This window comes from Bacillus sp. ABR, assembly GCF_056172715.1.
Window position 1 is genome coordinate 151,905 of the sequence record NZ_JAOYSL010000001.1, and the last position, 24,347, is coordinate 176,251.

The following is a 24,347-nucleotide window of genomic DNA, read 5'->3' on the forward strand; positions in this document are numbered from 1 at the left end:
TTGATAGACTTAAAGGCTACCCGTGTTTGATAATTATTTGGAGTGATTTGCTTTAATTTGAGAGTCGATTTGATTGACCGCATCATCAAATGCCTTTTTCACATCTGTTCGTCCGGTTGCAATGAGGCCTAATGCGCTGTCAATCGGCTTCCACACCTCTGCCATTTCAGGGGTATTCGGTGTCAGCGTGGCATATTTCGTTTGTTTTGAAACAGCATCCGCATTGACGTTTTCAGTAATAATTGGATCCTTCATCAGCTTTTTCACTGGTGGAATTTCCTCTGTTACTTCAAATCGCTTCTTCGAATTTTTTTCATTCGTGATAAACTCAACAAATTTCTCAGCAAGGTCTTTATTTTTAGAATAAGAGGAGACGTTGTAGCTCTTTACACCTAAGAATGAGCTCATATGCTTTCCATTAGGGAGTGTTGGCAGCTCTGTTACGCCATAGTCAATTCCAGCTTCTTTATATGGACCAAATGACCATGGACCAGAAATGACAGCTGCCGCCTTTTTCTCTGTGAATAAGGAGTTGAGGACATTGATTCCTTGTTCACCGATGATACCTTTCGGGAAAAGTCCTTCGCTAAAGAATTTTTGAATGTATTTTCCGCCTTCGATGGCGCCATTGTTGTTCAGGCCAATATCATTCACATCATAGGAGCCATCGCTTTTCTGTTTGAAAATATAGCCCCCTGATCCGCCTAACACACTTTGTGCATAGTAAATTTCATCCCATTTCGCAACAAAACCGTATTTCCCGTCTTTTGTCAGCTTTTTCGAAAGGTCATACCAGTCATCAAGTGTAGTTGGTGCCTTTTTGACAAGGTCTTTGTTATAGAAAAGCACAGTCGTTTCAACGGATTTCGGAAGGCCATACAGCTTGCCGTCTACCGTTTGTGATTGAATGGATTCGTCTGTAAAGGAATCGATTACTTTTTGATCAGGCTTGATTTCCTGTAATATCCCCTCAGTGACAGCTGATCCAATTTGATCGTGAGGCATTGTGATGACGTCTGGGCCTGTCCCGGCTGCTCCATCAAGGCGGAGAGCTTCGATTTGGTCAGCATACGCTTTTTCGACCACTTTGATTTTCACATCGTTTTGTTTTTCGAATTCTTTTACAGCGTCTTGAATCCCATCAGACTTTTTGACATCCTCCCATACTAGCAAGGTCTTTGTACCTGTAGATGCTGGCTGACTCCCGCTTGAATTGTCATCTCCTGGCCCGCATGCTGAAAGCAGAAGCACAGCAGTACCAACGACTGCTGATAATGTCGCCCATTTTCCCTTTTTCATTGGTAATCCCCTCTCGTTCTTTTTTCACAGATGATAAGAAAACGCTTTCTTAATGTGAGAATATCAACTTAAGTAAAAAAAGTAAACATATTTTATTAAATTTATTAAGTAAAATTTTTTACTCATATAGAGAGAAAAGAAGCCCTCCATATTAGGAGGGGCTTCCAGTTGATTATATGGTGCTTTTTCGAAAAACAGGCTCTGAGGCAATCAGAACAGTTTTAGGCAATGTTCTGCCGTCCACAAGTCTTTCTAAAAGTAAATCGATCGCTGTCTCACAAAGTAATGACGTATGGATATGATACGTGGTGAGCGGCGGCGACACATATTGAGATACATGAATATCGTTGATACTAAAAACGCTGACGCGATTCGGCAGAGAAAATCCGCGCTCATTTAATGCTTGTAAGCAGCCAATGGCAAGAGGGTCACTAGCGACACAAAAAGCGGTGGGCAGATCATCACCAAGCTCATCAATCGCCTTCATCATGAGCGCATAGCCTTCATCGACTGAGAAATGGTGGCCGATATAGACCAATCGCTCATCAAGCATATGGCGGGCAAGCATGTATTCACGGAAAGTCGTTTCACGAATATCTGGAATGTGCACATTCGTATTGAGATCAAGATCTGTGCCGCCAATGAATCCAATGGATGAGTGTTCTTTTTCGATAAAAGAATCGACGATCTTTTCAACAATTCGTTTCAGGTTCGGCTTTACAGAATCAAAACGATCTTCATCCGGTGTCGTATCAATAAAGACAATGTGCGGAGTGACCGCATATAATTGGTCAAGCTCTGACGTTTTAAATCGGCCGATGGCGATGATCCCTTCTGTAGCAGGATCAATGGAATGAAGCCCATCAGAAGGATTGTAAGCGGTGACATTTAAGCTCCGAGTATTGGTGAGTTCCTCAATGCCGAGTCGAATGGATTTAAAATAAATATCTTCAAGCTCTTCCTTTTCGGTCATCCAATAGAGAAAGGCGATTTTTTTTAATGAATGTTTGAATGTCTTCTTTTGGTAGGACAAAGCTTCTGCGGCGGCATATACTTTTTCGCGTGTTTGATCGGTGACAGATAGGTTGGGATCTTGGTTCAGTACGCGAGATACCGTTGCAATGGATAAACCTGCTTTTTCTGCAATGTCCTTTATTTTAGCTGCCAAATCAGCACCTCCTATAGAAAATATCTCCTCTTAGTATAGAGTCTTTAAAAAAATTAGTAAATATTTTTATTAAATTGTTTTCGTTTAGGCGGTTCTTTACGTGCTGGAAAGGAATTAGTAAGATATATATATGTAAGGTGTTGGATTAAGATTTCTGATAGGAGAGGGACCGATGTATTACGATGCACTGAAGACATTTGTAACAGTGGTGGAGGAGAAGAACTTTACAAAAGCAGCCCAAAAGCTGCGGATTTCTCAGCCGAGTGTCAGTCTTCATATTAAGAACTTGGAGCAGGAATTCCAGACCGTTCTGCTGAATCGTTCGCCAAAGCAATTAACCGTTACACCAACTGGGGATATGCTGTACCATCGATCAAAACAAATCATTCGTCTCTATGAACAGGCGAAGCAGGACATTTATGAGCATCATCATTTGGCAAGAGGAAAGCTGACCATCGGGGCGAGCTTCACAATTGGTGAGTATGTGCTGCCGCAAATATTGGCGGAGTTTCATCAGCTCTATCCGCATGTTGATATTGAGGTGGTCATTGATAATACAGAGGCGATCGCCGGACACGTCCGTTTATTCCATGTCGATATCGGTTTGATCGAAGGACAAACCAATGACAAAGAGCTTTCTGTAGAAACTTTTCTAGAGGACGAGCTGTATATTGTGGCGCCATTAGATCATCCTTTTGCCAAGAAGAAAGATGTCACCATTGATCAATTACAAAACGAAACATGGATCACGAGAGAAGAGGGATCAGGGACAGGAGAATATTTACAGCATGTCCTGAAATCAAATGGACTGAAAGCACGAACCTTTGTGACCTTTAGCAGCAATCAAGCCATTAAAGAAGCTGTGATCCACGGAATGGGTCTTTCTGTTTTATCTAAATATGTCCTCCAGCGAGGCAGCATTGGCGGTGAATTGGCTGTTATTTCTGTGAGAGGCATGGATTTCAAACGAAAATTCTCCTATGTCGAGTCACCGATGACTGGGGGAAATAAAAATAAGGAATTGCTCGTTGAATTGTTAAGGAAAGAGAAAAAAGGAGCTTCTCCACAATAGGAGAAGCTTCTTTTTTTATAACCCTTTGATTTTAATTTCATCGACTGGAAGGAAGATTTCACCTGTATCTGTATATTTCATGGTGACCTGATCGCCCTCTTTTAAATAGATGACGAGAGGTTCTTTTTCAGATGACATAGTGTAGCTTTTTCCATCGTCTAGCAGGAAGGTGACGGTTGTATAATCACCGGTCTTTTCTTTGTAGACTCGTTTGACCTTCCCTGCTGCTTCTTTCTTTTCTTGCTTAGAGGAACTGTTAACGGTACCGCCGCCTTTTTGCAGAGCTGTTTTATAGGCTCTCAGTGCTTCGTTTGGTGTAGAAGCGTACGCAGCGATTTCTGGATTGGCTGCAGAAACGATAAAGTAGTTTTGCAGGAATCCATTTGAATCGAGAACCGGTGTGAGCCAGCTGGCTTCACCATAGAAATTATAGAGAATCGGCATGCGCCCTTTCCATTTCTTCTCGATGAATCGTTTCTCAATAATTTGCAGAGCGCCCTGAGAATCCATATAGGATTCTTCAAGATTTCCGGTATAATAAGTCGCTTTTCCTGTCCGGGCATTTGTGAGGGCATATCCGAGCATGGAATCAACGCCCTCTTTCGGACTTGTGAAATCTGTGAAGTAATACATATCTCCTTTTGAATCAAACACTGGGCTCACATTGGCTTCCGTTCCTTCATCGGAAGGCAGCTTTACATCTGACTTCCCAAACATACTGTTCCAGAACCCGTGAATATAGTTTCCGAAATAGCTGTTTTGCAGGCTGACCGCCTCTGGTGAAACAGCACCGTCGATAAAGGCAGGTACTTGATCTAGAGCATATTTCTTCGTGGCACCCGTTTTGGCATCAACAACGACCACACCGGAAGCTTTAAAGCCGTTTCGTGCAGAGATGAAATCGCCATACGTTTGAATGTAATAAGGCTTGCCGTCATCATTGATTTCCAGCTGTGTATCGCCGTAGAAAATCAAATCTGGGTACTGGAGACGGATATGCCGCTCAATTTCTTTGTTGAAATAGGAGGAAGGCGTATAAACCATCTCCGTCTTCACGAACTTTGGATTAGCAGATGAGTCAGTCGCGCTTAATGTAAAGTAACCCGGCGTGCTGCCTGCACGAATCCATTTAAAGAAGTCCGAGAATTCCACCGGAGCGATGTAAACATACTCACCGTTGACCTTCTGAATTTGCAAGCTGCCAAGCTCATAGTAGCTTGTATTTGGAACCTGTCCGAACGATTTCTTCATTTTATTACGAGCAAATTGAGGCGGTACACTCGCAGGTGTTTCTGTCTCTTCAAACGCTTTGATTTCTACTTTTTGCTCCATTTTGGAGACATCGAATTTCTCATTCGCATTGAATAGAAAAGCTGTCGCCATGTAAACACCGAGCAGTAATAGAATAAGGAACAGCACGCCTTTGATTTTACGCTCCAATCCAACTGACAAAAAGGCGCCTGCTGCTGTCACAACAAGACCAATCAGCCATAGGGAGGAAGGGTTCCGATCTAAATTGGTGATGTAATAGAAAACAAAAATACCGATCATAAACAGTAAAGCAAGGCCAGCAATCCACATGAACGGCACCTGCTGTTCTGTTCCTTTCTTTCTTATAATCAACCTAATTGGTGTGAGCAAAAGGGTCAGGACAAGACCGATCACAACCGAAAATAACAGAATATATCCCACAAACAGATCTCCTTTCAAATCAATCACTCTTTTAGTATATACGAGTGAGGCGGGGAAAAGATTCATCGGATGGAAGGTTCATCTAAATGCCAATCGAGTTGATGGCGGAACGAACATCTTCTTTCATTTCGTAGAACTTGAGTCTTTGTTCAATTTTTTCTATTAAGGCATCAATGGCTTGACCTGACATATGTGTTTGGATGCGATTTTGATGTGTATACACTTTGATCTGAAGTTCATCGATTAGATCTAAAATTTTTTCCGCTTCTTGACGGTCATCTGCAAACTCATTTTGAAGCTGATACCGGATGGCTCTGATAAGTGCTGTTTTCTGTTCTTCTTTAATCTTTGCTTTCAAAGCTGCCAGCTCTGCTGGTGTCATGTCTTCCGTGTCAAAGTTTGCGTTTGAGAAGATGGAGCTTGATGTATGCGTATCTGTCATTCTTTGCAAAAAACGATCTGCATCAGTTGGTTGTTTCTTTGAAAATTCCATTTATCGTACTCCTTAAGAAATACCCATGTTCTTTGCCAGGGCTGTATCTGCATTGTGGTATTGTTTTCCAAGATCGCTCATATCATCTGATATTGAGTCCATCCACCTTTTCATATTCATAGCGCTATCTATCGCTGTATCATACTTTTTGACCGAATAGAACTCATTTTCAAGACCTTCTGTTTTTAAGTGGCGAATCACGGCATCTACATCTGAAGCCGTCAGCTGATCATACGAACCGAAACCGACAATTTGTTTGTATCTCGAACGAACTCGTTCTACCGATTGATCTACTTTGTCATCGAGTTTCTCAATTTTGCGAATGATTTGCTGCATATGGTGATCAGCATATGTCGAGAATTTACGCCCTGTGTTCATGAGAACGTGGGACTTAATTAAAATCGCCACTACACTATGCGGATCAACATTAGATTGACCCAACTGTTGTAACATGGCCGTAGTAAGAGAAGGATTTTTTTTCAACATATCATCAATGGTTTGAACGGAGCCATCTGGCGAAAAGGTATAACGATCTAATCCATGGCTGCCAGCGAGGGCTTCAAGAAATAAATTCGCATCCAGTGAAGGATTCACACTCATTGCCCGATTGAGGAGGTCTTTTATGAATTGGACGGCTTTTGAGGAGTCCTCGGAGTAATCGACGCCTTCAGGGAGAGCGGCATCATACATCACTTTCACTCGACCGATTTCTGTCGTATGCCGATTTAAAAGAGAAAGCCCGTCATTGAGATTGATATATTCTGTTAATCTACTGCGGTAATCGCCTTTTAATGCTTTAGCTTGTAGACCATCCGATAGATTTGGGTAAATATTCGGATTCTCAAAGGTGACCCCGCCTTGAATAAAATCATTTTTGACAAGAACATAGGAAGCATTTGACCCGCCAAGCGAATGCCCTGTCACATACATCTTCGCATTCGGCATTTTCTTATGGATTTCTTTCGCATACCGATCCGCTTGGACCATTTGATTCTCTGCACCATGCTCAAATGGGATATTTTTAATCAGATACTTTGTATCCGAAACCATCCAATCTTGAACGATTTCATTTGTATAGGCGGTTGTGCCTGTTGTCAACTTAGTCGTCACTTCCTGTGAACCCTTCGACCGACTAAAAGGAGGCAGCTTCGTCAAAATGGTAGAAAGAAGATCATCTGACTCTTTTTTTCCATGTTTTTTAATGGTATCTTTATATTGGTCTGCACCAATCGGTTCTGAGCCACGGTAGGCGATGACGGCGTTTTTGATTTTGGTGAGGTCTTTGCCGCCATCAGAGCGCTCGAAATCAATCTCGGATACAAGGGTTAGTGAATTAAGACCTTTTTTTGTTTCTTGATAGTCAATAACATACATTATTTGACCATTACTAATTTCTATCTCTTGAGAGTGTTTATAATTTTTAATTGCATAAGATTTTGATGATATTTCCTTATAATCTTCGTCAGTAAGCTTAAATTGATTTGATTTAATGGTCAATAATAACACTCCTGTTATATTTATCTATGTTAATTATATTATAGATTGGTATAAATATCTATTATAAATACATGGCTTATTATACAAAAAAGAGCAAGTATTATATCAATAAAAGGTGGATATTGTATAAATGAAAAACACAATTAAAATTATATGTGTTCTAGTTCTCGTCCTATTTATCTCGGTGATGTTACTTATTCTACAACTTGATAAGAAAAAAGAATCTAACGATGCAGGAGGAAAAAATATCGTGGAAGAAAGAGAAAAGAGTGATCAAGAAATAGCAGAAGATTTTGCAGAGAAGATGAAACCTAAGGTTGAAGAGCACTTGCACAAAAGAGATATTCATAACTTTATCAAAACCATAACGTTTGAAAAAGATGTGACCATCAATCCAATGGGGGACATTACAATCGATGGCTATATAAATAATAAACCGGAGAAGTACGGATTTTCAGCTTCTTTACAATATAGAGCTAAAAAAATAGGTTCAATGAGTTATGATCCTGAGTTGTCATATCGTTTTAAAGATTGGGATAAATTTAAAGATGAACCAGAATTAAAGGAAAACTATCTTAAACGACTCTCTGAAAAAGAACGAGAGCAATATCTCAAAGACATTGGAGAAAAAGAGTAATAAGATCAACCTGCTAATATTCCCTAAATAGTTGAAACAGGCATATGCTATCATTCACCTAACAACACTTACAAACAAGGGAGAGATTTCACCCATGGTAAATACAAAGAAATTGATCTTGGATGTAGATACTGGAATCGATGATGCGATTGGGATTTTGCTGGCAGTGAAAAGTAAGCAGTTTGATATGTTGGGGATTACAACGGTGTGCGGGAATGTGTCTGTCGATACCGCTACTTTGAATACGTGTAAAGTGCTTGAGCTGGTTGAGGCAGATAACATTCCTGTCATCAAAGGTTCAGCAACCCCTCTTTTAAGAGCACCTCATTATGAACATCGGGTACACGGTGAGGATGGAATTGGCGGCGCTTTAAAGGATGCCTGGCCTAAGAAGACCGCAGATGCTGGTTTTGCGCCTGATTTTATCATTGAACAAGTGCTGCAGTATTCGAAGCAGGTCACGATTGTGTTGACAGGGCCCTTAACGAATTTAGCCCTTGCGGTAAAAAAATGCCCTGAGCTGATTCATCACGTGAAAGAGGTCATTTTTATGGGGGGAGTCGTGCAGGGACAGGGGAATGTCACACCGGTTGCGGAATTTAATACATATGCAGATCCAGAAGCGGCAAAATTGGTGCTGGAGGCTGGGTTCCCTTCATTGACTCAAGTAGGGTTGGATGTCACGAGACAGGTCTTGTTAACAGATGGGAGAATCGATGCCATTCAAAATGAAACGTTGGCAGCTTACATCAGAGAGAGTACAAGCATTTACCGCCAGCGCTATTTTGAGCGCAATGGTGTGTGGGCGTGTGCCATGCATGATCCGCTTGCTGTAAGTCTTGCCATTAACAAGGAGCTTGTAAGCACACAGGCTTTTCATGTAGAAGTGGAGACGAAGAGTGAGTTTTGTGACGGTCAAATGATCTGTGATTTTCAGCACCAATGGCAGAAGGAGCGCAATGTCCAAGTGTGTATGGATGTAGATGCTGAAGCTTTTTTTGATTTATTGATCAAAACGATGAATTCATAAAAAAGAAGTCTGTGCAAACAGGCTTCTTTTTTATAAGATGGGAACATGAGGAAATGTATGCGCTCACATGAAAAGGAAGGAGTGAAGTCAATTGGCTTCTGTCAGTTTAAGTAGTATTGAAAAAATACGAGCAGCAAGCAGAGGGTTGCCGCCAAAGCTGAAAGGAATAGCAGAACATATTACGAGTGAACCTGGCGACATTATTCATTTATCTATTGTCGAGCTTGCCAAAAAGACAGCGAGCTCAGAGGCAACGATTTTTCGTCTTTGTAAAAGGCTTGGATTTGAGGGCTTTCAAGATTTGAAGATTGCAATTGCCCAGGAAATAGATCAAACAAAGCCTGATTATGTAGACGAAGAAATGAGTCTTGATGATGATACGGCCGTTTTTATGCAAAAGGTTTTTCAGGCGAATATATCCGCATTAAAGGATAGCTTTCAATTGTTGAATCCAGAAGATGTAGAAAAAGCCATACAACTCATTCATGAAGCAAAGCGCTTAGAGTTTTATGGGAGTGGCGGGTCTGGCCTCATTGCAACAGACGCTTTTCATAAATTTATGAGGACAGGCATCAACTGTATTGTTCACACCGATTCTCATTTTCAAGCGATGTCTGCCGGTCTTCTCGACCAGCACAGTACAGTGATCGGTATATCTCATTCTGGCCGGAATAAAGATTTACTCGATGCGATGAAAACAGCAAAGGAAAAAGGCGCGAAAACCATCGGTATTACAAGCTATCAGCGCTCTCCATTAAGCCAGCTTGCTGATGTTACATTGTATACATCGACGCAGGAAACGGCCTTTCGAACAGAGGCGATGTCTGCAAGACTTGCTCAGCTCACTGTCATTGACGTACTATACTTTGCACTTGCTCACTTAAGGCAGCAGGAAACTTTATCGAATTTAAAACAAATGAGAGAAACCATTTCACAAAAAAGGGTGTAATGGTTTCAAAAATAAATTTTTCTATTAATGAAAAATGCTGTTGTGGTAACGATTGTGAGCTTTTAAGTGAAAAAAATTTTCTTTTCAGTCGTTGAATGTCGAAAAAATTATTCCTATAATGGGATTTAACAGGTATATGAAAACAGTAAATATGATTTCAAATCAATGATTGGGCGTGATACAGATGAAGGGAAACCAGGCGGTAATTGGTTTGGATATTGGAACAACAAGTACAAAGGCGGTTCTGTTTGGACAACAGGGGAAAGTGATAGCAAAGCATTCGGTTCCTTATGATCTCATTCAGCCCCAACCAGCATGGGTTGAACAGGACCCTGAACATATATTAGAAGCTGTCATTGCAAGTGTAAGAGGTGTGTTGACGAAAGCAGCATTTGATGCAAAACGTCTCATAGGCATCGGAATTAGTACAGCGATGCATTCCTTGATTGTGATGGATAAAGATGGCAAGGCGTTAACGAACAGTATCATTTGGGCAGATAACAGAAGTGCAGAACAAGCGAAGCAAATCATTTCGGACATGGATGGCTTCCAAGTGTATAAAAGAACCGGTACACCGATCCATCCAATGTCACCGCTTTCAAAAATAAGGTGGTTCAAGGAAATGGCACCTGATGTCTTCAAGAAGGCAGCGAAATTTATTTCCATCAAAGAATATATTCTTTATCATTTCTTTGGCCAGTATGTGGTCGATTATTCAATTGCTTCAGCAACAGGGCTGTTCCGATTGGAAACGCTTCAATGGGATGAAGAGGCGCTTCGTATTACTGGAATTAAAGCCAATCAATTGTCTGAACTTGTTCCGACGACGCATCAGCTGAGAGGTCTTCAGCCAGAGATCGCCCTGCGAATGGGTATTGCGGAAGATACACCATTTGTGGTTGGTGCGAATGATGGGGTTCTAGCGAATTTAGGTGTGGGAGCGATTGGAAAAGGTGAGGTGGCTGTCACGATTGGGACAAGCGGTGCAGTCCGTACGGTCGTGGACAAACCAATCACAGATGAACAATCAAGAACGTTCTGCTATGCGCTGACTGATAAGCATTGGGTGGTTGGAGGACCGACGAATAATGGCGGAATCATGCTGAGATGGCTGAAGGATGAATTTGGATCCTCGGAGGTGGAGGTAGCAAAGCGCCTTGGAGTGGATCCTTACGATCTGATGATTGATATCGCGAAAAAAGTTCCAGCCGGCTCAGAGGGGCTGCTGTTTCTGCCATTTTTAACGGGTGAGCGTGCACCTTATTGGAATCCAAATGCGAGAGGTACTTTCTTTGGGATCGGTCTTCAGCATAAGCGGGAGCATTTTATAAGAGCTGTGTTAGAAGGCGTCATTATGAGTGTTTTCTCAATCGGTGTTGCCTTAAGGGATTTAACCGGTTCAGCAAAGGATGTCAGGGCATCGGGCGGTTTTGCGCGATCTCCGCTGTGGCGGCAAATTTTAGCGGATACGATGGGCAGGGAAGTACTTGTTCCAGAAAGCTACGAGGCATCAGCACTTGGGGCGGCTGTCCTCGCACTTCATAGTTTAGGTTATATGAAAGAGATAGAAGAGGTTCAAGATTGGATTCGAATCTCTGCCCGTCATGAACCAAATATGGAGAACAATGAAACATACATAGAATTGTTTTACTTATATGAGCGCCTCTATGACAAACTGAAGGATGAATTTGATGTCATCAGTGCGCTGCAATTAAAACAAAATCATTAAACATCAGGGAAAAGGTGGGAGAGCATGCTTTTATTCATCGTGATTGCAGCAATTGTCCTTTTACTCATCCTCATAACAGTTGCTAAGTTGAATCCGTTTGTGAGTTTAATTATTACTTCTATGTTAGTCGGCTTTGCCACAGGGATGGACCTGCAGGAAATCATTCAATCCATTAAAACGGGGTTAGGCAATACGTTATCATTATTGGCCATAGTTCTAGCGCTTGGCACCATGCTTGGGAAAATGATGGCTGAATCAGGTGGAGCTGAGCGGATCGCTCACACATTAATCGGCCGGTTTGGGACAAAAAATGTGCATTGGGCAATGATGTTTGTTGCCTTTATTGTGGGGATACCTGTCTTTTTCCAGGTCGGATTCGTTCTTCTCATTCCTTTATTGTTTACGATTGCGATTGAAACGGGCATCTCGCTCGTGACAATTGGGATTTCGCTCATTGCTGGCTTGTCTGTCGTTCATGGTCTTGTACCGCCTCATCCAGCTGCCATGGCGGCTGTCGGCATCTATCATGCCAACGTGGGGAAAACCATTTTCTTTTCCATTATTGTCGGTTTACCGACAGCTATTATTGCTGGGCCGCTGTATGGAAAGTGGATTGGAAAACGGATTCATAAACCAGTTCCGGAGCTGCTGAGAAAGCAATTTACTGAACGCAATGAAGATCGAAAACTTCCCGGCTTTGCAAATACGATGTTTACGATTTTGGTGCCAGTGATTCTAATGCTTCTTGCCACACTGGCAGATATTATTTTACCAGAGGACAGTTTATGGTTTCAGATATTCAAGTACATTGGAGATCCAATTACAGCACTGTTGATTGCAACCGTGTATTCTTTCTTCAGTCTTGGCTTTGTGCAAGGGATGAGCCGTGACCGGGTGCTTTCCTTTAGTAATGAGTGTTTAGGTCCGATCGCTTCCATTCTGCTTGTCATTGGAGCAGGCGGGGCTTTCAATAATGTGCTTATCGATTCAGGTGTCGGTGATTATATTGCAGATTTAGCCAAACACTCGCCGATCTCGCCAATTTTACTTAGCTGGCTGATTGCTGCGGTTATTCGTGTGGCAACAGGATCTGCTACGGTCTCCATGATGACCGCAGCTGGGATTGTCGCACCGATTGCTGCATCTATGCCGGATGTGAGCAGAGAGCTTCTAGTGTTAGCTACAGGGGCGGGTTCGTTGATTTTGTCTCACGTCAATGATTCTGGTTTTTGGCTGATTAAAGAGTATTTTGGTATGACCATTAAAGAAACGTTTTTGACATGGACGGCTATGGAGACGATCATTTCTGTTAGTGCTATTGCATTTATTATGATCATTAATATGTTTATATAGCGAAACGCAACAGCCTGATTCTTCGGAATGGGGCTGTTTTTGCTTTTAGCCATACCACCTTTTTCAGATTGGGGTAAAATGAAGATATTGAGAAGTGGGAGGCGGACAAGATCGAACCATTAAAACACGTTTATCATGAATTATTTATTGCAGAATTAGCCGAGAAACTTGCACAAGCGTCGACTGGATTTGATGCTGAAGAATTCCAACGGCTTGTGCTCCAAAAGGATTGGGAGCAGCTGGAGTTAAAAGGCAGAATGAGAAGAGTCACTGAATCAATGCATGCCTGTCTACCTAAGGATTATGAGCAGGCAATTGAGGTGTTGCGTCAGACAGCCCCGCATTTTTCAGGACTTAGTGCGCTTGTATTTCCAGACTACGTCGAGACGTACGGTCTAGCACATTGGGATATCTCGATCAAGGCGCTCGAATTCTTTACACCTTTTTCCACTTCTGAATTTGCCGTTCGGCCTTTTCTGATTCAGGATCAAGACAAAATGCTGGCGCAAATGCTCGTATGGTCACAGAATCAAAATGAGCATATTCGGCGGCTTGCTAGTGAAGGATGCAGACCACGTTTGCCATGGGGATTAACTGTTCCTGCACTTAAAAAGGACCCTTCGGTTACGCTGCCTATTTTGGAAAAGTTGAAGTCGGACCCAGCGCGGTATGTGCAAAAAAGTGTAGCGAACCACTTAAATGATATTTCTGCAATTCAGCCTGATCTGATGAAGAAGACGGTTAAAAGCTGGTATGGAACGAATGAACATACGAACTGGATCATCAAACATGCATCCCGTACCTTACTAAAAAAAGGCGATCCAGATATCATGGCTTTGTTTGGTTATGGGGACGATCCATCTGTTCAAGTAACGGATTTGAAGGTAGTGCAAAATCCCATTCGTATTGGAGAGAAAATGACCTTTCAATTTACACTTCAGGCCGCTAAGCCCCTAAAGCTGCGTGTAGAGTATGCCATAGACTATGTCAAAGCTCGGGGTACCCGCAACCAAAAGGTATTTAAAATCACAGAGTTTGAAACAAGTGCAGCGTTACATAGAGAATTCGTCAGGTCACAGTCCTTTCAAAATATGACGACGAGAAAGCACTATGAGGGAATCCATACTTTAACGATTATCATCAACGGCATTCCAAAAGCATCGGTTGATTTTGAAGTAACAGAAGATAGAAGCTCATGAAAAAACCCGCCATTTCGGCGGGTTTTGGCGTTTAAGCCTTCTTTTTCATTAAGAATGAAGCGATGATGGCAGCGACTAAGAAGCCGATGCTGATAATGGAGCTAGGCAGGTTTTCTTGTCTGAATAGGAACAAAACAAAGCTCAAGCTGAGTACAAGACCTGCAAATAAAGTCAAATACGGAAACAGCCACACTTTGAAATACGGCTCCTGTGGATATTTTGGCCGCAGCTTTAGATGTGCCATACAAATGCTGATCCAAATGAGTGAAACCGCAAAACCAGGAATAGCCAGCATATAGCTGAAAATTTGGTCCGGATATAAGTAAGCAAAGAATGTTCCAATGAGAAGAAATAGAACGGTGACCCATAAACTCAAAATGGGTACGCCTCTTTTGTTGACTTGTGCCAGCTTTTTCGGACCGCCATCTGATTTAGAAAGAGAATGAATCATTCTCGTCGTTCCATAAATTCCAGAATTGGCCGCAGATAGAACGGCTGTAATCAAGACGAAATTAATGAAGTGAGAGGCGCCTTGCATACCAGCAGCAGAGAAGACTTGGACAAAAGGACTGTTATTTGGGTCAATTTGATTCCAAGGAATGAGTCCGCAGATGATCAAAATCGGCAATGTGTAAAATAAGATAATCCGCCACATCATACTTTTGACTACTCCAGGCAAGACCTTCTCCGCATCCTTTGTTTCAGTAATGGTCAGCCCGATCAATTCAGAGCCTCCATAAGAGAAAATAACCACTAAAAGTGATGCAAAGATCGCACCCCATCCGTTCGGGACGAAGTTTTGATAGTTGGTAAGCGCTGGTGTACTTTGTTCGTTTGGAATGATCCCAAATAATAATGCTGCACCGAGAATAATAAAGACAATAATAACGAAAATCTTCATTCCAGCGAACCAAAATTCAATTTCACCAAAGTATTTTACATTATTTAAGTTAATTCCGATGACTAAGAGAGAGCAAAGTAAACATAGTGACCATAGCGGTACGTTCGGCAGCCAGTATTGAAGCAGACTGCCAGCTGCAATAATCTCAATGACACATACAGTGAGCCACATAAAACAGTAAACCCAGCCGACAACAAATGAAAAACGTTGACCAAGCGCAATTTGTATAAGGTCGCGTAGATTATTTCCCGGGTACACAATGGCCATTTCGGCTAATGCTGCCATCACAATGAGGAGCAGCAATCCGGCAAATACATACGAAAAGATCACCCCAGGACCTGCTAAACCAATTGTATCGGCACTTCCTTTAAAGATTCCTGTACCAATGACCCCGCCCATCGCAATCATGCGAATGTGACGCGGTGATAAAAGCTTTTTTAATTCTTGTTGCTCCTGATTCGCGCTCATGACGTTCTCCTTTTTTAAAAATGCTTATGTTCCATTTTCTTTTTTCAAGACGCCAGTGTCAATATAAAAAAAGAGATTTTTCAGACAAAAACAGAGGTTGATTCTATCATTTTACCCACATAACTCCATAAAACACTTCCTTCATCCAAATCCAACATATGAAATCCCATGAAAAAAATAAACATTTGCCTTCATTCTGACATAAACAATTTTCAGTTTTTGTCGATATATCATTTGTATTACTAAAGTCCTAATAAAGAATTGTTTATAACTGTAAAATATTTCAATAACGTTAGAGTTGAAAGGAGTTATGAAAGATGTTTAAGAGAAAAGCAAATGATTCATCGGCTGGAATCCTTCTGAGTGAAAGCAGCCAATTAATAGAAAGAATCGAAAAAGGAGACCTTTCAGCAAGATTAGATACTGCTGCATTTTCTTCTAGCCAAACGATAGAAGCGGTAGCGCAAATTAATGAAGCTTTGCAAAAGATGCAGGATGCCAATGAAAATATTCAAATGCGGATGGATTTAGTGACAAAAGCCATTCAAGTTGGCTTATGGGATATGGTCGTTATCGCTGGAGATCCAGTTAATCCAAAGAATGAATTCACATGGACGGATGATTTCCGCAAAATGCTCGGCTTTCAAAATGAGCACGATTTTCCAAATCTATTAGACAGCTGGGCATCTCGAATACATCCGGATGAACAAGAATATACATTAGATGCATTTGCTTCGCATTTATTGGACCATTCGGGGCGTACGCCGTATGATATCGAATATCGCTTAAAGTTAAAAAACGGAGATTATCGCTGGTTCAAAGCAACTGGAACGACCGTTCGTGATCGAAATGGTGTCCCTCTTCGTGTGGCGGGAGCACTTTTTGATATTCATGATCAGAAATTGAAAGAAGAAGAGCTGCAAGCATTTGTCACAAGATATGACTTAATCAACCGTGCGCTTGTCGAAGCTCCTTGGGACATGGTGGTAGAGGCCGGCGATCCAGTCAATCCAAATAACGAATTCTGGTGGTCTCCGCAGTTCAGATCAACTCTTGGCTTTACGGATGAAAAAGATTTCCCGAATGTTCTGAGCAGCTGGAGCGATCGTCTGCATCCTGAGGATCAAGAAATGGCTCTCCAAGCTTTTGCAGATCATTTAAATGACCACTCAGGCCGCACACCATTCGACATTGATTACAGATTACAGAGTAAAAATGGTGAGTACCGCTGGTATCATGCGGGTGGTGAAACCATTCGTGATGAAAAAGGTGTTCCTCTTCGTGTGGCAGGAACTATTCGTGACATCACGTTAGAAAAAAACAAAGAGAAAACAGCGGATGAAATGGCTTCACAAGTAGAACAGCTTTCAAGTTCTATTAGCGAGATGGTATCGGGCATTAGCTCTGTGACAAATCAAGCACAGGAGCTTGCTGTTGCTCAAGAGCAGTCAACGTCTGCCGCCCACTTAGCAAAAAATAGTGCAGATGAGACGAAAAATATTTCTGACTTAATCAAAGAAGTGGCGAACCAAACGAACCTGCTTGGTCTAAATGCTGCGATTGAAGCAGCTAGAGCTGGTGAACAAGGACGTGGATTCTCTGTCGTTGCAGATGAAGTGCGAAAGCTGGCGCTGCATAGTGCCAATGCAACGGAAAATATCGAATCTAGTTTAACGGATATGAAAACACAAATTGATGAAATTCTTGAAAATATCTCGAATATGACAGCTCTTACGCAAACTCAGGCTGCTTTAACAGAGCAGGTGAACGCTGCAGTCGATGAAGTGAATCACATGTCTCAGCGTCTTGTGGCGTATTCAAAGAGTATTTAATCGTCAAAAACCGCCCTCTCGTCGAAGGCGGTTTTTTCATTAAAATTGATCTGCTGGGAAAACAATACCTGCATCTTTTCTTGCAGCGTCAAGGACTTTCATCACGGAGAGACTTTCATCAAGCCATGCATAGCACTGTTCGTGATTTTCTGTTTCAATGATATGCTGGAAAGCTTCAGCCTCATAAAACAGACGGTTTGGATTCGTTTGTGCATTGAGTGAGACGACCCTATCATCAACATGCAGCAGCACTTCCTCGCACCCATTCGCCCCATTTTTCACATGAATGAAGCCTTTTTCTCCTTGAATCAATGCAAAGTTCATGCTGCTTGTATCCTTACTGCCCACACTTGTCGCAATAAAATCATTGTAAGTGAATGTCAAAACACCAGATGTGTCAATACCGTTTGGATGGCGGTTTGCCTGATATCGGACCTGCTCTGGTGATCCAAATAGGTTCATGATGAAATGGACATTATAGATATTAATATCCATCAGCGCTCCTCCAGAGAACGCAGGGTTAAAGACATTTGGCGTTTCGCCGGCTAGCAGCTGATTATATTTGCTTGAATATTGACTATAGTTGCATTGAACCAGTTTGATTTTACCTAATTGATGAAGATGCTTTTTGATTAAATGATAGTTTGGCATATGAACGGTCGTAATGGCTTCAAATAGGAGAAGCTGCTTTTCCTTTGCGAGAGCGATTAAGGCTTCCAGCTCTTTAACATTTGAGGTGAAAGGCTTTTCGCATATCACATGTTTTCCGTGTTTCAATGCAGCCGTTGCATGCTCGCTATGTAAACGATTTGGTGATGCGATGTAAACGGCTTCTACGTGAGGATCTTCTAGCATAGCGGTAAGATCCGTATAAGTTGTCTGCACCCCAAATTTGTCTGCGAGCTTCTTTGCCGTTTCTTCCTTTCTTGAATAGACAGCGTGGCAAGAAGCACCTTCGAGCTGGTCAATGGCTTGCAGGAAGCCTTCCACAATGATACCTGATCCAATGGTTGCGATGTTCATTCTCCAAAACTCCTTCCACTCGTTTAAGCTGTCTCTAGTATAACCGATGTTCTCATTGGACGTGTAATGAGATACCTGAGCGAAGGTGTGCCAGTGACCAAGACCGGCACACCTTTGGTAGCCCTTACAATCAGCTGATGTTTGCTAATGTTTGCTTTGTTAACAATTGAATAGCTGCCTTCCTTTTTTTTAACTCTTGAATAGAGTGTTGAATATCTTCGACTTTTTGCTCGAGCAGCTGTTCAGCTTCTGTTTTTGACTGTTTTTCGAAAAGTGATTTGATAATTTCACGAATTTCTTTAAGGGAGAAATCTAGCTTTCTCGCTTCGGTGATAAATGATAGCATGAGTACATATTTTTTATCATATAGACGATAGCCGTTATGCGCTCTTTTGGGCTCTGGGAGCACCCCTTCATTTTCGTAAAAACGAATGGTTTCAATATGTACTCCAGACATCTTTGACAATTTACCTCTCGTAAACGTAATCATTCCCTGCACCTCCTTTCTTTGCTATCCATCATACAATTAGATTTGCTAGTTTCAAAACATTCTATAGTGGTGAACAATTGGTCTATTTTACTTGTTGTAAATGGGGGATCAGCACGATGAAAAGAATACGTTATAATAGAGTAGACTCATGTGATATTTGTTACAGATATGAACAAGTAGACAGCGTGAAGAAAAAACGATAGGCTAAAATAGGTAAATAGTAATGAAATAACCTGTCATCATGGGAGTGGTGGCTCAAAATAGTGACAGCACGTTTTTGCTGAGAAAAGGGGACCAGTGAATGTATAAATTAGTCGCAATTGATATGGATGGTACGTTATTAAATGATCAACATATGGTGCCGGATGAAGTGTTTGAAGCCATTCAACAGGCAAAGGCAGAAGGAATTAAAATTGTTTTATGTACAGGCCGGCCAATTGGCGGGGTAAATCGCTATTTAACTGATCTTCAGCTTGATCAAGAGGGAGATTATGTGATCGCCTATAATGGAGCGCTTGTTCAAAACAGCCATACAAATGAAGTGGTGTCAGAGCTGACATTATCCTATGATGACTTAACTTCTTTATATGAATTGAGCCGTCAGCTGGATACACCGATGCATTATTTCGATTCGGCCAATTTATACACACCGAATCGCGATATTAGTGAATACACAGTGCATGAAGCCTATTTAACAAAGCTGCCGCTGAAATATATGCCTGTTGAAGAGGCAGATTCATCGATGAGACTTCCGAAAATGATGTATATTGATCAGCCAGAACGTTTGGAAAAAACGATACAAGCCATCCCGTCTGAAGTGAAGGAAAAGTATATGATGGTGAAAAGTACAGATTTCTTCCTTGAAATCTTGCATCCTGATGTGAGTAAGGGAAATGCTGTGAAGCTTCTAGCGAAGGAGCTGGGAATTCCTCGTGAAGAAGTCATGGCCATTGGTGACAACGGGAACGACATATCAATGGTAGAGTTTGCAGGCTGCGGCGTCGCTATGGGAAATGCCATTGATGATGTCAAAGCTGTAGCAGATGTTGTAACAAAATCTAATAATGAAGCCGGAGTAGCACATGTGCTGCATGAGCTGGTTTTAGGAAAATAAAAAGAGAGAGCGGTCTACCAGTGCGGTAGCCGCTTTTTTATATATTGGAGAAAAAGTAAACAAGCATACGTCTGCTACTTAAATTCGTCTTTTGCAGCATCGCTTTCACATGATCATGAACGGTATGGGGTGAAATAAATAACGTGCTCGCAATTTCCTTTGTCGACTGGCCCTTTAATAAGCAGTCGAGGACGTTCATTTCTCTTTCTGTCAGTCTGTACGTTTTCGCCGCATAAGGAAGGATATCATTTGTTTGAGCTCGTTTGATGTGAATCATGACAGCCTCCTCCTGCCTGTCAGCCTGCGCTAATCGAAAGGCTTGAAGAGAGAGGAACAACCCCGTAGGCAATCTCGTCATGCTTGCCGGTGTTTGCTCAATACCGCCGTATAAAAGTTTTGCCCCTAATGCTCTAAACGGGCGTGGCATGATCGCCCTGTCATGGATTTGTTCAAAGGCTTGAAACGTCTGAAGCCAATGAAGACCTGTCTCATTTCCATAAAGAAGGTTGTAATCGTGCGAAAGAATAAGGAAGCCTTGTTGCTCCGCCGCCGCGTCTTCTTCAGTATCTCTTTTCTTGAAAAGTTCATCTCTTAGCTTGGCTGCGAGTCTGGGCGTTTGTTCGATGACCGCTTGGATATCTTTTTCTTGAAAAGGTTCCTTGTCCTTTAGACGATAGAGGCTGGCAATCCCCCAGCATTCCCCCTGAATCACAAGAGCTGCCCGCAATTCATCAGACCATCCTTTAGGTAACAAAATATTTTGGTAGCGCTCACTGCTAAGATATTCTCCGCTTTGGACTAGGCTCGCAGCATGAATAGGGCCTTTGGCTAGAAACTCATGCTGATGTACGTCCCTTTTTAAAAACTCATTTTGAAACAGCTGGTCATGAATTTCTTCAATCGATTCATCTGTGAAGGAACCTGTCGAGAGGAGAGTGGCTGGATCAATGGTCGTGATACAGGCGGCATCAAAATCAAGGACGGCAGCAAGTTCATCCCGAATGTGTTGTCTCAGCTGCTGAAAATGAGTGGCTGGATTGGTCACATGATCTCCTCCTCAAAAATCCCCACTTTTAGGGATCGTGTTTTCTGGTGTCTCTTTTTACAATAAAGATGTTATATCATTAGTGTACAGGAAACGATGGAAAGCGGAAAGGAACTGGAGGAGAAGGACATGAAAGAAAACCAGCATTGGCACGATCCTGTTGCTGAGTCATATGCAGCGACGATTTCACATAAAGTACCCGGCTATCACCTTTTGCATGAGTTAACAGTAGATGTATTAGAAACTGAAATAAAGAAAGCGGGCTCTCGTATTCTAACTGTCGGAGCAGGTGGGGGCGAAGAGATCATCAACATGTTACAAAGAAAAGAAGACTGGCTCATCACAGGGGTCGATCCGTCACCTTCTATGCTGGACATGGCGAAACAACGAGTTGCACAGCTAGAAATGGAGGCGCGTGTCACATGGCATGAGGCCTCATTAGATAAGGTTTCAGCTGAACCTGTTTACGATGCAGCAGTGAGCTTGCTTGTCATTCATTTTATAGAAAAGCGCCAGCTCTTTTTAAACGAGGTTGCCCGCAGGATTCAACCAGAAGCACCGTTTATGTTGGCATTTATACAAGGCGAGATGAAGTCCCATGCATTTCAACAGGAGCTTCACATGCTCTCTCTTTTCATGCAGCGGCAAGGCCTAGAAAAAGAGGTGTTTACGTCCTTTAAAAACAGGCTGGGACAGACGACACACCCTGTTCCCGAGGAAGAAATAAAAGCGCAATTAATCAAAGCAGGATTTGAAGACATCAGACCTTATTTTCAGGCAGGAATGATCAAAGGGCTTGTTTGCAAGCGGAATCGTAGAGAGGCGGATGAGAAATGAGAACACAGGTGATGGTGATAGGCGGCTATGGACATGTTGGACAGCAAATATGTCTACAGCTAAGTGAAGTGTATCCCGGTCAAGTTGTTGCAGCAGGCAGAAGCTATGAGAAGGCAGAGAAATTTTCACGCCAGACAAAAGGGAAGGTTCTTCCCTATCAACTTGATGTCAGTGAGCCGTTATTTTCGGACTGGGTGGATCACACAAAGCTGGTGATCATGTGTCTCGATCAAGAAGACCCGTCATTTGCTGAAACAGTTCTGCGGTCAGGTATTGATTATATAGATATCTCTGCGAAAGGGGCGTACATGGAACAGGTGGCAAAGCTGGATCAGCAGTACATCGGTGCAACGGCTTTACTCAGTGTTGGGCTTGCGCCTGGCCTTACGAATTTATTGGCAGCAAAAGCATCATCTATGCTCTCATCAGTGAATCAAATAGATATAGGGATTATGCTTGGATTGGGTGATCAGCATGGAAAAGCCGCCATTGAATGGACGCTTGACAATGTCCATACTGACTATGTGCTTACTGAGCATCATCAACGTAAAAAAGTCAAAAGCTTTACTGGAGGCAAGCGTATAGATTTTGGGGTGAAACTTGGAAAGAGGAAAGCCTATCAGTTCCCCTTCTCTGATCAGCAGACATTGCCTTTGACACTCAGCGTGCCTTCTGTGACGACAAGGCTTTGTTTTGATTCTCGCGCGGCAACGCGGGCATTTGCCTTCACAAGGAGTCTTGGAATGACGTCACTTCTCACTGTTCCGAAAATCAAGGGAAGAGCCATTTCCATGATTCAATCGGCTCAAATGGGAACAGATCAATATGCAGTGAAAGTGGAGGCGACAGGAATGGAGAGGAACAAGATTCATCAAGCAGCGCTTGGAATAAAAGGGCATGATGAGTCTCAAGCCACAGCTCAAGTCGCCTCTGCTGCAGCACTACATTTATTGAGCAGGCGGTTTCAGACAGGTGTGTTTCATATCGAACAATTATTTTCATTAGCGTATGAGAATGGAGAATTTGCGTTGGTGGATCAAAAAACGAAGGAAAAGCGTGTGTTAGCGCTGAAAGCCAGCCTTTTAACCGCATAAAAGAATACGAACATAGGGTAATTCAAATGGAGGGTTGTAGACGGGAATGATAAAAAGGTTACGTTTTGCAAATAAATTTCAAGCGGGTGTTTACAAATGTTAAATACAGAACAAGATATCATTAAGAATTATATAGATTCACCCCAAAAATTGAAAAAATTATATAAACGAGTATTGTTCGTTGTTAGTTTATCGCAAATATTTGGAGGGGCTGGACTAGCCGCAGGGATTACGGTAGGTGCCCTTTTAGCTCAACAAATGCTTGAAACGGAAGCCTATGCAGGAGTGCCAATGGCTTTATTTACTTTGGGGTCGGCTTGGGCAGCTTTCATTGTAGGAAAACTTTCACAACGTTATGGACGACGCATCGGTTTATCGACAGGTTTTGTTGTTGGAGGGATCGGAGCAATTGGCGTTGTGATTGCAGCTATGATAAATAGTGTCATTTTATTATTTGCATCGCTCTTCATTTACGGTGCGGGAACAGCCACAAATTTACAAGCTCGTTATGCTGGGACTGACTTAGCGAACTCTAAACAACGTGCAACGGCCATTAGTATGACAATGGTCATGACAACATTTGGGGCTGTAGCAGGTCCGAATTTAGTTGAAATGATGGGTAAATTCGCTGTATCAATTGGTGTTCCATCACTTGCGGGTCCCTTTATTTTATCAGCCGCAGCATTTATTGTAGCAGGTCTTGTCCTTTTTATTCTGCTGCGTCCTGATCCGTTAGTTATTGCACAAAGAATAGCAGCGTACAAAGCAAAACATGAGCATGGAAATCAACCAGATGCTGTTGATAAAACAATAGATAAAAAAGGGATTACAGTAGGTGCCACGGTTATGATCTTAACTCAAATTGTCATGGTTGCACTCATGACTATGACACCGGTACATATGCAGCATCATGGTTATGGATTAGCCGAAGTGGGAATTGTTATTGGTTTTCATATAGGTGCAATGTATCTTCCTTCACCTATCACGGGTGTACTTGTAGATAAATTAGGACGAACAACTATGAGCATAGCGTCGGGCATAACATTGTTACTTGCTGGTTTATTAGCAGCATTCGCACCAAGTGATTCAATGATTCTATTAATCATTGCTCTGTCTTTACTTGGATTGGGATGGAACTTTGGTTTAATTAGTGGTACTGCTCAAATAGTTGATTCTACAGAACCATCAACCCGGGCCAAAACCCAAGGAACACTCGATGTTTTTATTGCGTTAGCAGGTGCTGCTGGCGGTGCTCTTTCAGGAATGGTAGCTGCGAATACGAGTTATGCGACATTATCTTTAAGCGGAGGAATTTTATCTTTATTTCTCATACCTGCAATAGTTTGGTCCTTTAAAAGTAAAACATAATGCAGCTCCGTGCTGCATAAGCTCCTGCAATCCATCACAAAAAAAGACATGACGCCC

Annotated in this window: 21 protein-coding genes; 12 read left to right on the forward strand and 9 right to left on the reverse strand. The window is 42.1% G+C overall.

Going from position 1 to position 24,347, the window contains the following annotated elements:
• Positions 1–33: 33 nt before the first annotated feature.
• Positions 34–1,299: an extracellular solute-binding protein gene (locus OIT90_RS00700; RefSeq protein ID WP_474892156.1), complete on the reverse strand. Its 1,266-nt coding sequence runs from the start codon at positions 1,297–1,299 to the stop codon at positions 34–36.
• A 172-nt stretch (positions 1,300–1,471) separates the two neighbouring features.
• Entirely contained in the window at positions 1,472–2,467 is a 996-nt protein-coding gene (locus OIT90_RS00705; protein ID WP_039182692.1) for a LacI family DNA-binding transcriptional regulator, read from the reverse strand.
• Positions 2,468–2,639: 172 nt separating this feature from the next.
• Here OIT90_RS00705 and OIT90_RS00710 point away from each other — a divergent pair, with 172 nt between their 5' ends.
• Positions 2,640–3,539: a LysR family transcriptional regulator gene (locus tag OIT90_RS00710; protein WP_041087486.1), complete on the forward strand. Its 900-nt coding sequence runs from the start codon at positions 2,640–2,642 to the stop codon at positions 3,537–3,539.
• A gap of 15 nt (positions 3,540–3,554) precedes the next feature.
• On the opposite strand, the gene OIT90_RS00715 is transcribed toward OIT90_RS00710, so the two are convergent.
• The 3 genes from OIT90_RS00715 to OIT90_RS00725 form a co-directional block, all read right to left on the reverse strand.
• Positions 3,555–5,231 (reverse strand): hypothetical protein, encoded by a 1,677-nt coding sequence (locus OIT90_RS00715; protein WP_039182688.1) that lies wholly within the window; start codon positions 5,229–5,231, stop codon positions 3,555–3,557.
• A gap of 82 nt (positions 5,232–5,313) precedes the next feature.
• Positions 5,314–5,724 carry a hypothetical protein gene (locus OIT90_RS00720; RefSeq protein ID WP_268465033.1) on the reverse strand — a complete coding sequence of 137 codons (411 nt, stop codon included), beginning with the start codon at positions 5,722–5,724 and terminating at the stop codon, positions 5,314–5,316.
• Positions 5,725–5,736: 12 nt separating this feature from the next.
• Positions 5,737–7,221 (reverse strand): lipase family protein, encoded by a 1,485-nt coding sequence (locus OIT90_RS00725; RefSeq protein WP_144491647.1) that lies wholly within the window; start codon positions 7,219–7,221, stop codon positions 5,737–5,739.
• Positions 7,222–7,351: 130 nt separating this feature from the next.
• Between OIT90_RS00725 and OIT90_RS00730 the strand changes: the two genes are divergently transcribed.
• The 6 genes from OIT90_RS00730 (at position 7,352) to OIT90_RS00755 (ending at position 14,118) form a co-directional block, all read left to right on the forward strand.
• The gene (locus OIT90_RS00730) at positions 7,352–7,858 is read left to right on the forward strand and encodes a DUF1433 domain-containing protein (RefSeq protein ID WP_126682526.1); all 507 of its coding nucleotides are present in this window, start codon (positions 7,352–7,354) and stop codon (positions 7,856–7,858) included.
• A 94-nt stretch (positions 7,859–7,952) separates the two neighbouring features.
• Positions 7,953–8,888: a nucleoside hydrolase gene (locus OIT90_RS00735; protein WP_106025416.1), complete on the forward strand. Its 936-nt coding sequence runs from the start codon at positions 7,953–7,955 to the stop codon at positions 8,886–8,888.
• Between the two features lie 91 nt (positions 8,889–8,979).
• Complete coding sequence (locus tag OIT90_RS00740; RefSeq protein ID WP_039182677.1) at positions 8,980–9,837, forward strand: MurR/RpiR family transcriptional regulator; 858 nt, start codon at positions 8,980–8,982, stop codon at positions 9,835–9,837.
• Positions 9,838–10,021: 184 nt separating this feature from the next.
• On the forward strand, positions 10,022–11,566 hold the full coding sequence (gntK, locus tag OIT90_RS00745; RefSeq protein WP_251180903.1) for a gluconokinase: 1,545 nt from the start codon (positions 10,022–10,024) through the stop codon (positions 11,564–11,566).
• 24 nt (positions 11,567–11,590) lie between these two features.
• The gene (locus tag OIT90_RS00750; RefSeq protein WP_039182672.1) at positions 11,591–12,919 is read left to right on the forward strand and encodes a GntP family permease; all 1,329 of its coding nucleotides are present in this window, start codon (positions 11,591–11,593) and stop codon (positions 12,917–12,919) included.
• A 110-nt stretch (positions 12,920–13,029) separates the two neighbouring features.
• Positions 13,030–14,118: a DNA alkylation repair protein gene (locus OIT90_RS00755; protein WP_185847173.1), complete on the forward strand. Its 1,089-nt coding sequence runs from the start codon at positions 13,030–13,032 to the stop codon at positions 14,116–14,118.
• A 31-nt stretch (positions 14,119–14,149) separates the two neighbouring features.
• Here OIT90_RS00755 and OIT90_RS00760 read toward each other — a convergent pair whose 3' ends face one another.
• Positions 14,150–15,487 (reverse strand): amino acid permease, encoded by a 1,338-nt coding sequence (locus OIT90_RS00760; RefSeq protein ID WP_024423951.1) that lies wholly within the window; start codon positions 15,485–15,487, stop codon positions 14,150–14,152.
• A gap of 317 nt (positions 15,488–15,804) precedes the next feature.
• On the opposite strand from OIT90_RS00760, the gene OIT90_RS00765 reads away from it, so the two are divergent.
• Positions 15,805–17,319, forward strand: a complete 1,515-nt coding sequence (locus OIT90_RS00765; protein WP_126682522.1) for a methyl-accepting chemotaxis protein — start codon at positions 15,805–15,807, stop codon at positions 17,317–17,319.
• A gap of 39 nt (positions 17,320–17,358) precedes the next feature.
• On the opposite strand, the gene OIT90_RS00770 is transcribed toward OIT90_RS00765, so the two are convergent.
• The gene (locus tag OIT90_RS00770) at positions 17,359–18,342 is read right to left on the reverse strand and encodes a Gfo/Idh/MocA family protein (RefSeq protein ID WP_144493844.1); all 984 of its coding nucleotides are present in this window, start codon (positions 18,340–18,342) and stop codon (positions 17,359–17,361) included.
• A gap of 130 nt (positions 18,343–18,472) precedes the next feature.
• Positions 18,473–18,832: a MerR family transcriptional regulator gene (locus OIT90_RS00775; RefSeq protein WP_039182663.1), complete on the reverse strand. Its 360-nt coding sequence runs from the start codon at positions 18,830–18,832 to the stop codon at positions 18,473–18,475.
• Positions 18,833–19,133: 301 nt separating this feature from the next.
• On the opposite strand from OIT90_RS00775, the gene yidA reads away from it, so the two are divergent.
• Positions 19,134–19,946, forward strand: a complete 813-nt coding sequence (yidA, locus tag OIT90_RS00780) for a sugar-phosphatase (RefSeq protein ID WP_039182661.1) — start codon at positions 19,134–19,136, stop codon at positions 19,944–19,946.
• A 37-nt stretch (positions 19,947–19,983) separates the two neighbouring features.
• Here the strand turns inward: yidA and OIT90_RS00785 are convergent, their stop codons facing one another.
• On the reverse strand, positions 19,984–20,991 hold the full coding sequence (locus tag OIT90_RS00785) for a helix-turn-helix transcriptional regulator (protein ID WP_144468139.1): 1,008 nt from the start codon (positions 20,989–20,991) through the stop codon (positions 19,984–19,986).
• A gap of 129 nt (positions 20,992–21,120) precedes the next feature.
• Between OIT90_RS00785 and OIT90_RS00790 the strand changes: the two genes are divergently transcribed.
• From OIT90_RS00790 to OIT90_RS00800, 3 genes are all read left to right on the forward strand, one after another.
• Positions 21,121–21,828, forward strand: a complete 708-nt coding sequence (locus OIT90_RS00790) for a class I SAM-dependent methyltransferase (RefSeq protein WP_126682520.1) — start codon at positions 21,121–21,123, stop codon at positions 21,826–21,828.
• Positions 21,825–22,922, forward strand: a complete 1,098-nt coding sequence (locus OIT90_RS00795) for a saccharopine dehydrogenase family protein (RefSeq protein ID WP_474892157.1) — start codon at positions 21,825–21,827, stop codon at positions 22,920–22,922. Before OIT90_RS00790 ends, OIT90_RS00795 begins: the two co-directional genes overlap by 4 nt.
• Before the next feature lie 96 nt (positions 22,923–23,018).
• Entirely contained in the window at positions 23,019–24,290 is a 1,272-nt protein-coding gene (locus OIT90_RS00800; protein ID WP_474892158.1) for an MFS transporter, read from the forward strand.
• Positions 24,291–24,347: the final 57 nt, after the last annotated feature.

Bases quoted from the DNA above. Each gene is read 5' to 3' on its own strand.
- yidA (WP_039182661.1), top strand. From the start codon at position 19,134: ATGTATAAATTAGTCGCAATTGATATGGATGGTACGTTATTAAATGAT.
- OIT90_RS00720 (WP_268465033.1), bottom strand. From the start codon at position 5,724: ATGGAATTTTCAAAGAAACAACCAACTGATGCAGATCGTTTTTTGCAA.
- OIT90_RS00735 (WP_106025416.1), top strand. From the start codon at position 7,953: ATGGTAAATACAAAGAAATTGATCTTGGATGTAGATACTGGAATCGAT.
- OIT90_RS00770 (WP_144493844.1), bottom strand. From the start codon at position 18,342: ATGAACATCGCAACCATTGGATCAGGTATCATTGTGGAAGGCTTCCTG.
- OIT90_RS00760 (WP_024423951.1), bottom strand. From the start codon at position 15,487: ATGAGCGCGAATCAGGAGCAACAAGAATTAAAAAAGCTTTTATCACCG.
- OIT90_RS00790 (WP_126682520.1), top strand. From the start codon at position 21,121: ATGAAAGAAAACCAGCATTGGCACGATCCTGTTGCTGAGTCATATGCA.
- OIT90_RS00765 (WP_126682522.1), top strand. From the start codon at position 15,805: ATGTTTAAGAGAAAAGCAAATGATTCATCGGCTGGAATCCTTCTGAGT.
- gntK (WP_251180903.1), top strand. From the start codon at position 10,022: ATGAAGGGAAACCAGGCGGTAATTGGTTTGGATATTGGAACAACAAGT.
- OIT90_RS00800 (WP_474892158.1), top strand. From the start codon at position 23,019: ATGTTAAATACAGAACAAGATATCATTAAGAATTATATAGATTCACCC.
- OIT90_RS00775 (WP_039182663.1), bottom strand. From the start codon at position 18,832: ATGATTACGTTTACGAGAGGTAAATTGTCAAAGATGTCTGGAGTACAT.
- OIT90_RS00750 (WP_039182672.1), top strand. From the start codon at position 11,591: ATGCTTTTATTCATCGTGATTGCAGCAATTGTCCTTTTACTCATCCTC.
- OIT90_RS00795 (WP_474892157.1), top strand. From the start codon at position 21,825: ATGAGAACACAGGTGATGGTGATAGGCGGCTATGGACATGTTGGACAG.
- OIT90_RS00710 (WP_041087486.1), top strand. From the start codon at position 2,640: ATGTATTACGATGCACTGAAGACATTTGTAACAGTGGTGGAGGAGAAG.
- OIT90_RS00700 (WP_474892156.1), bottom strand. From the start codon at position 1,299: ATGAAAAAGGGAAAATGGGCGACATTATCAGCAGTCGTTGGTACTGCT.
- OIT90_RS00730 (WP_126682526.1), top strand. From the start codon at position 7,352: ATGAAAAACACAATTAAAATTATATGTGTTCTAGTTCTCGTCCTATTT.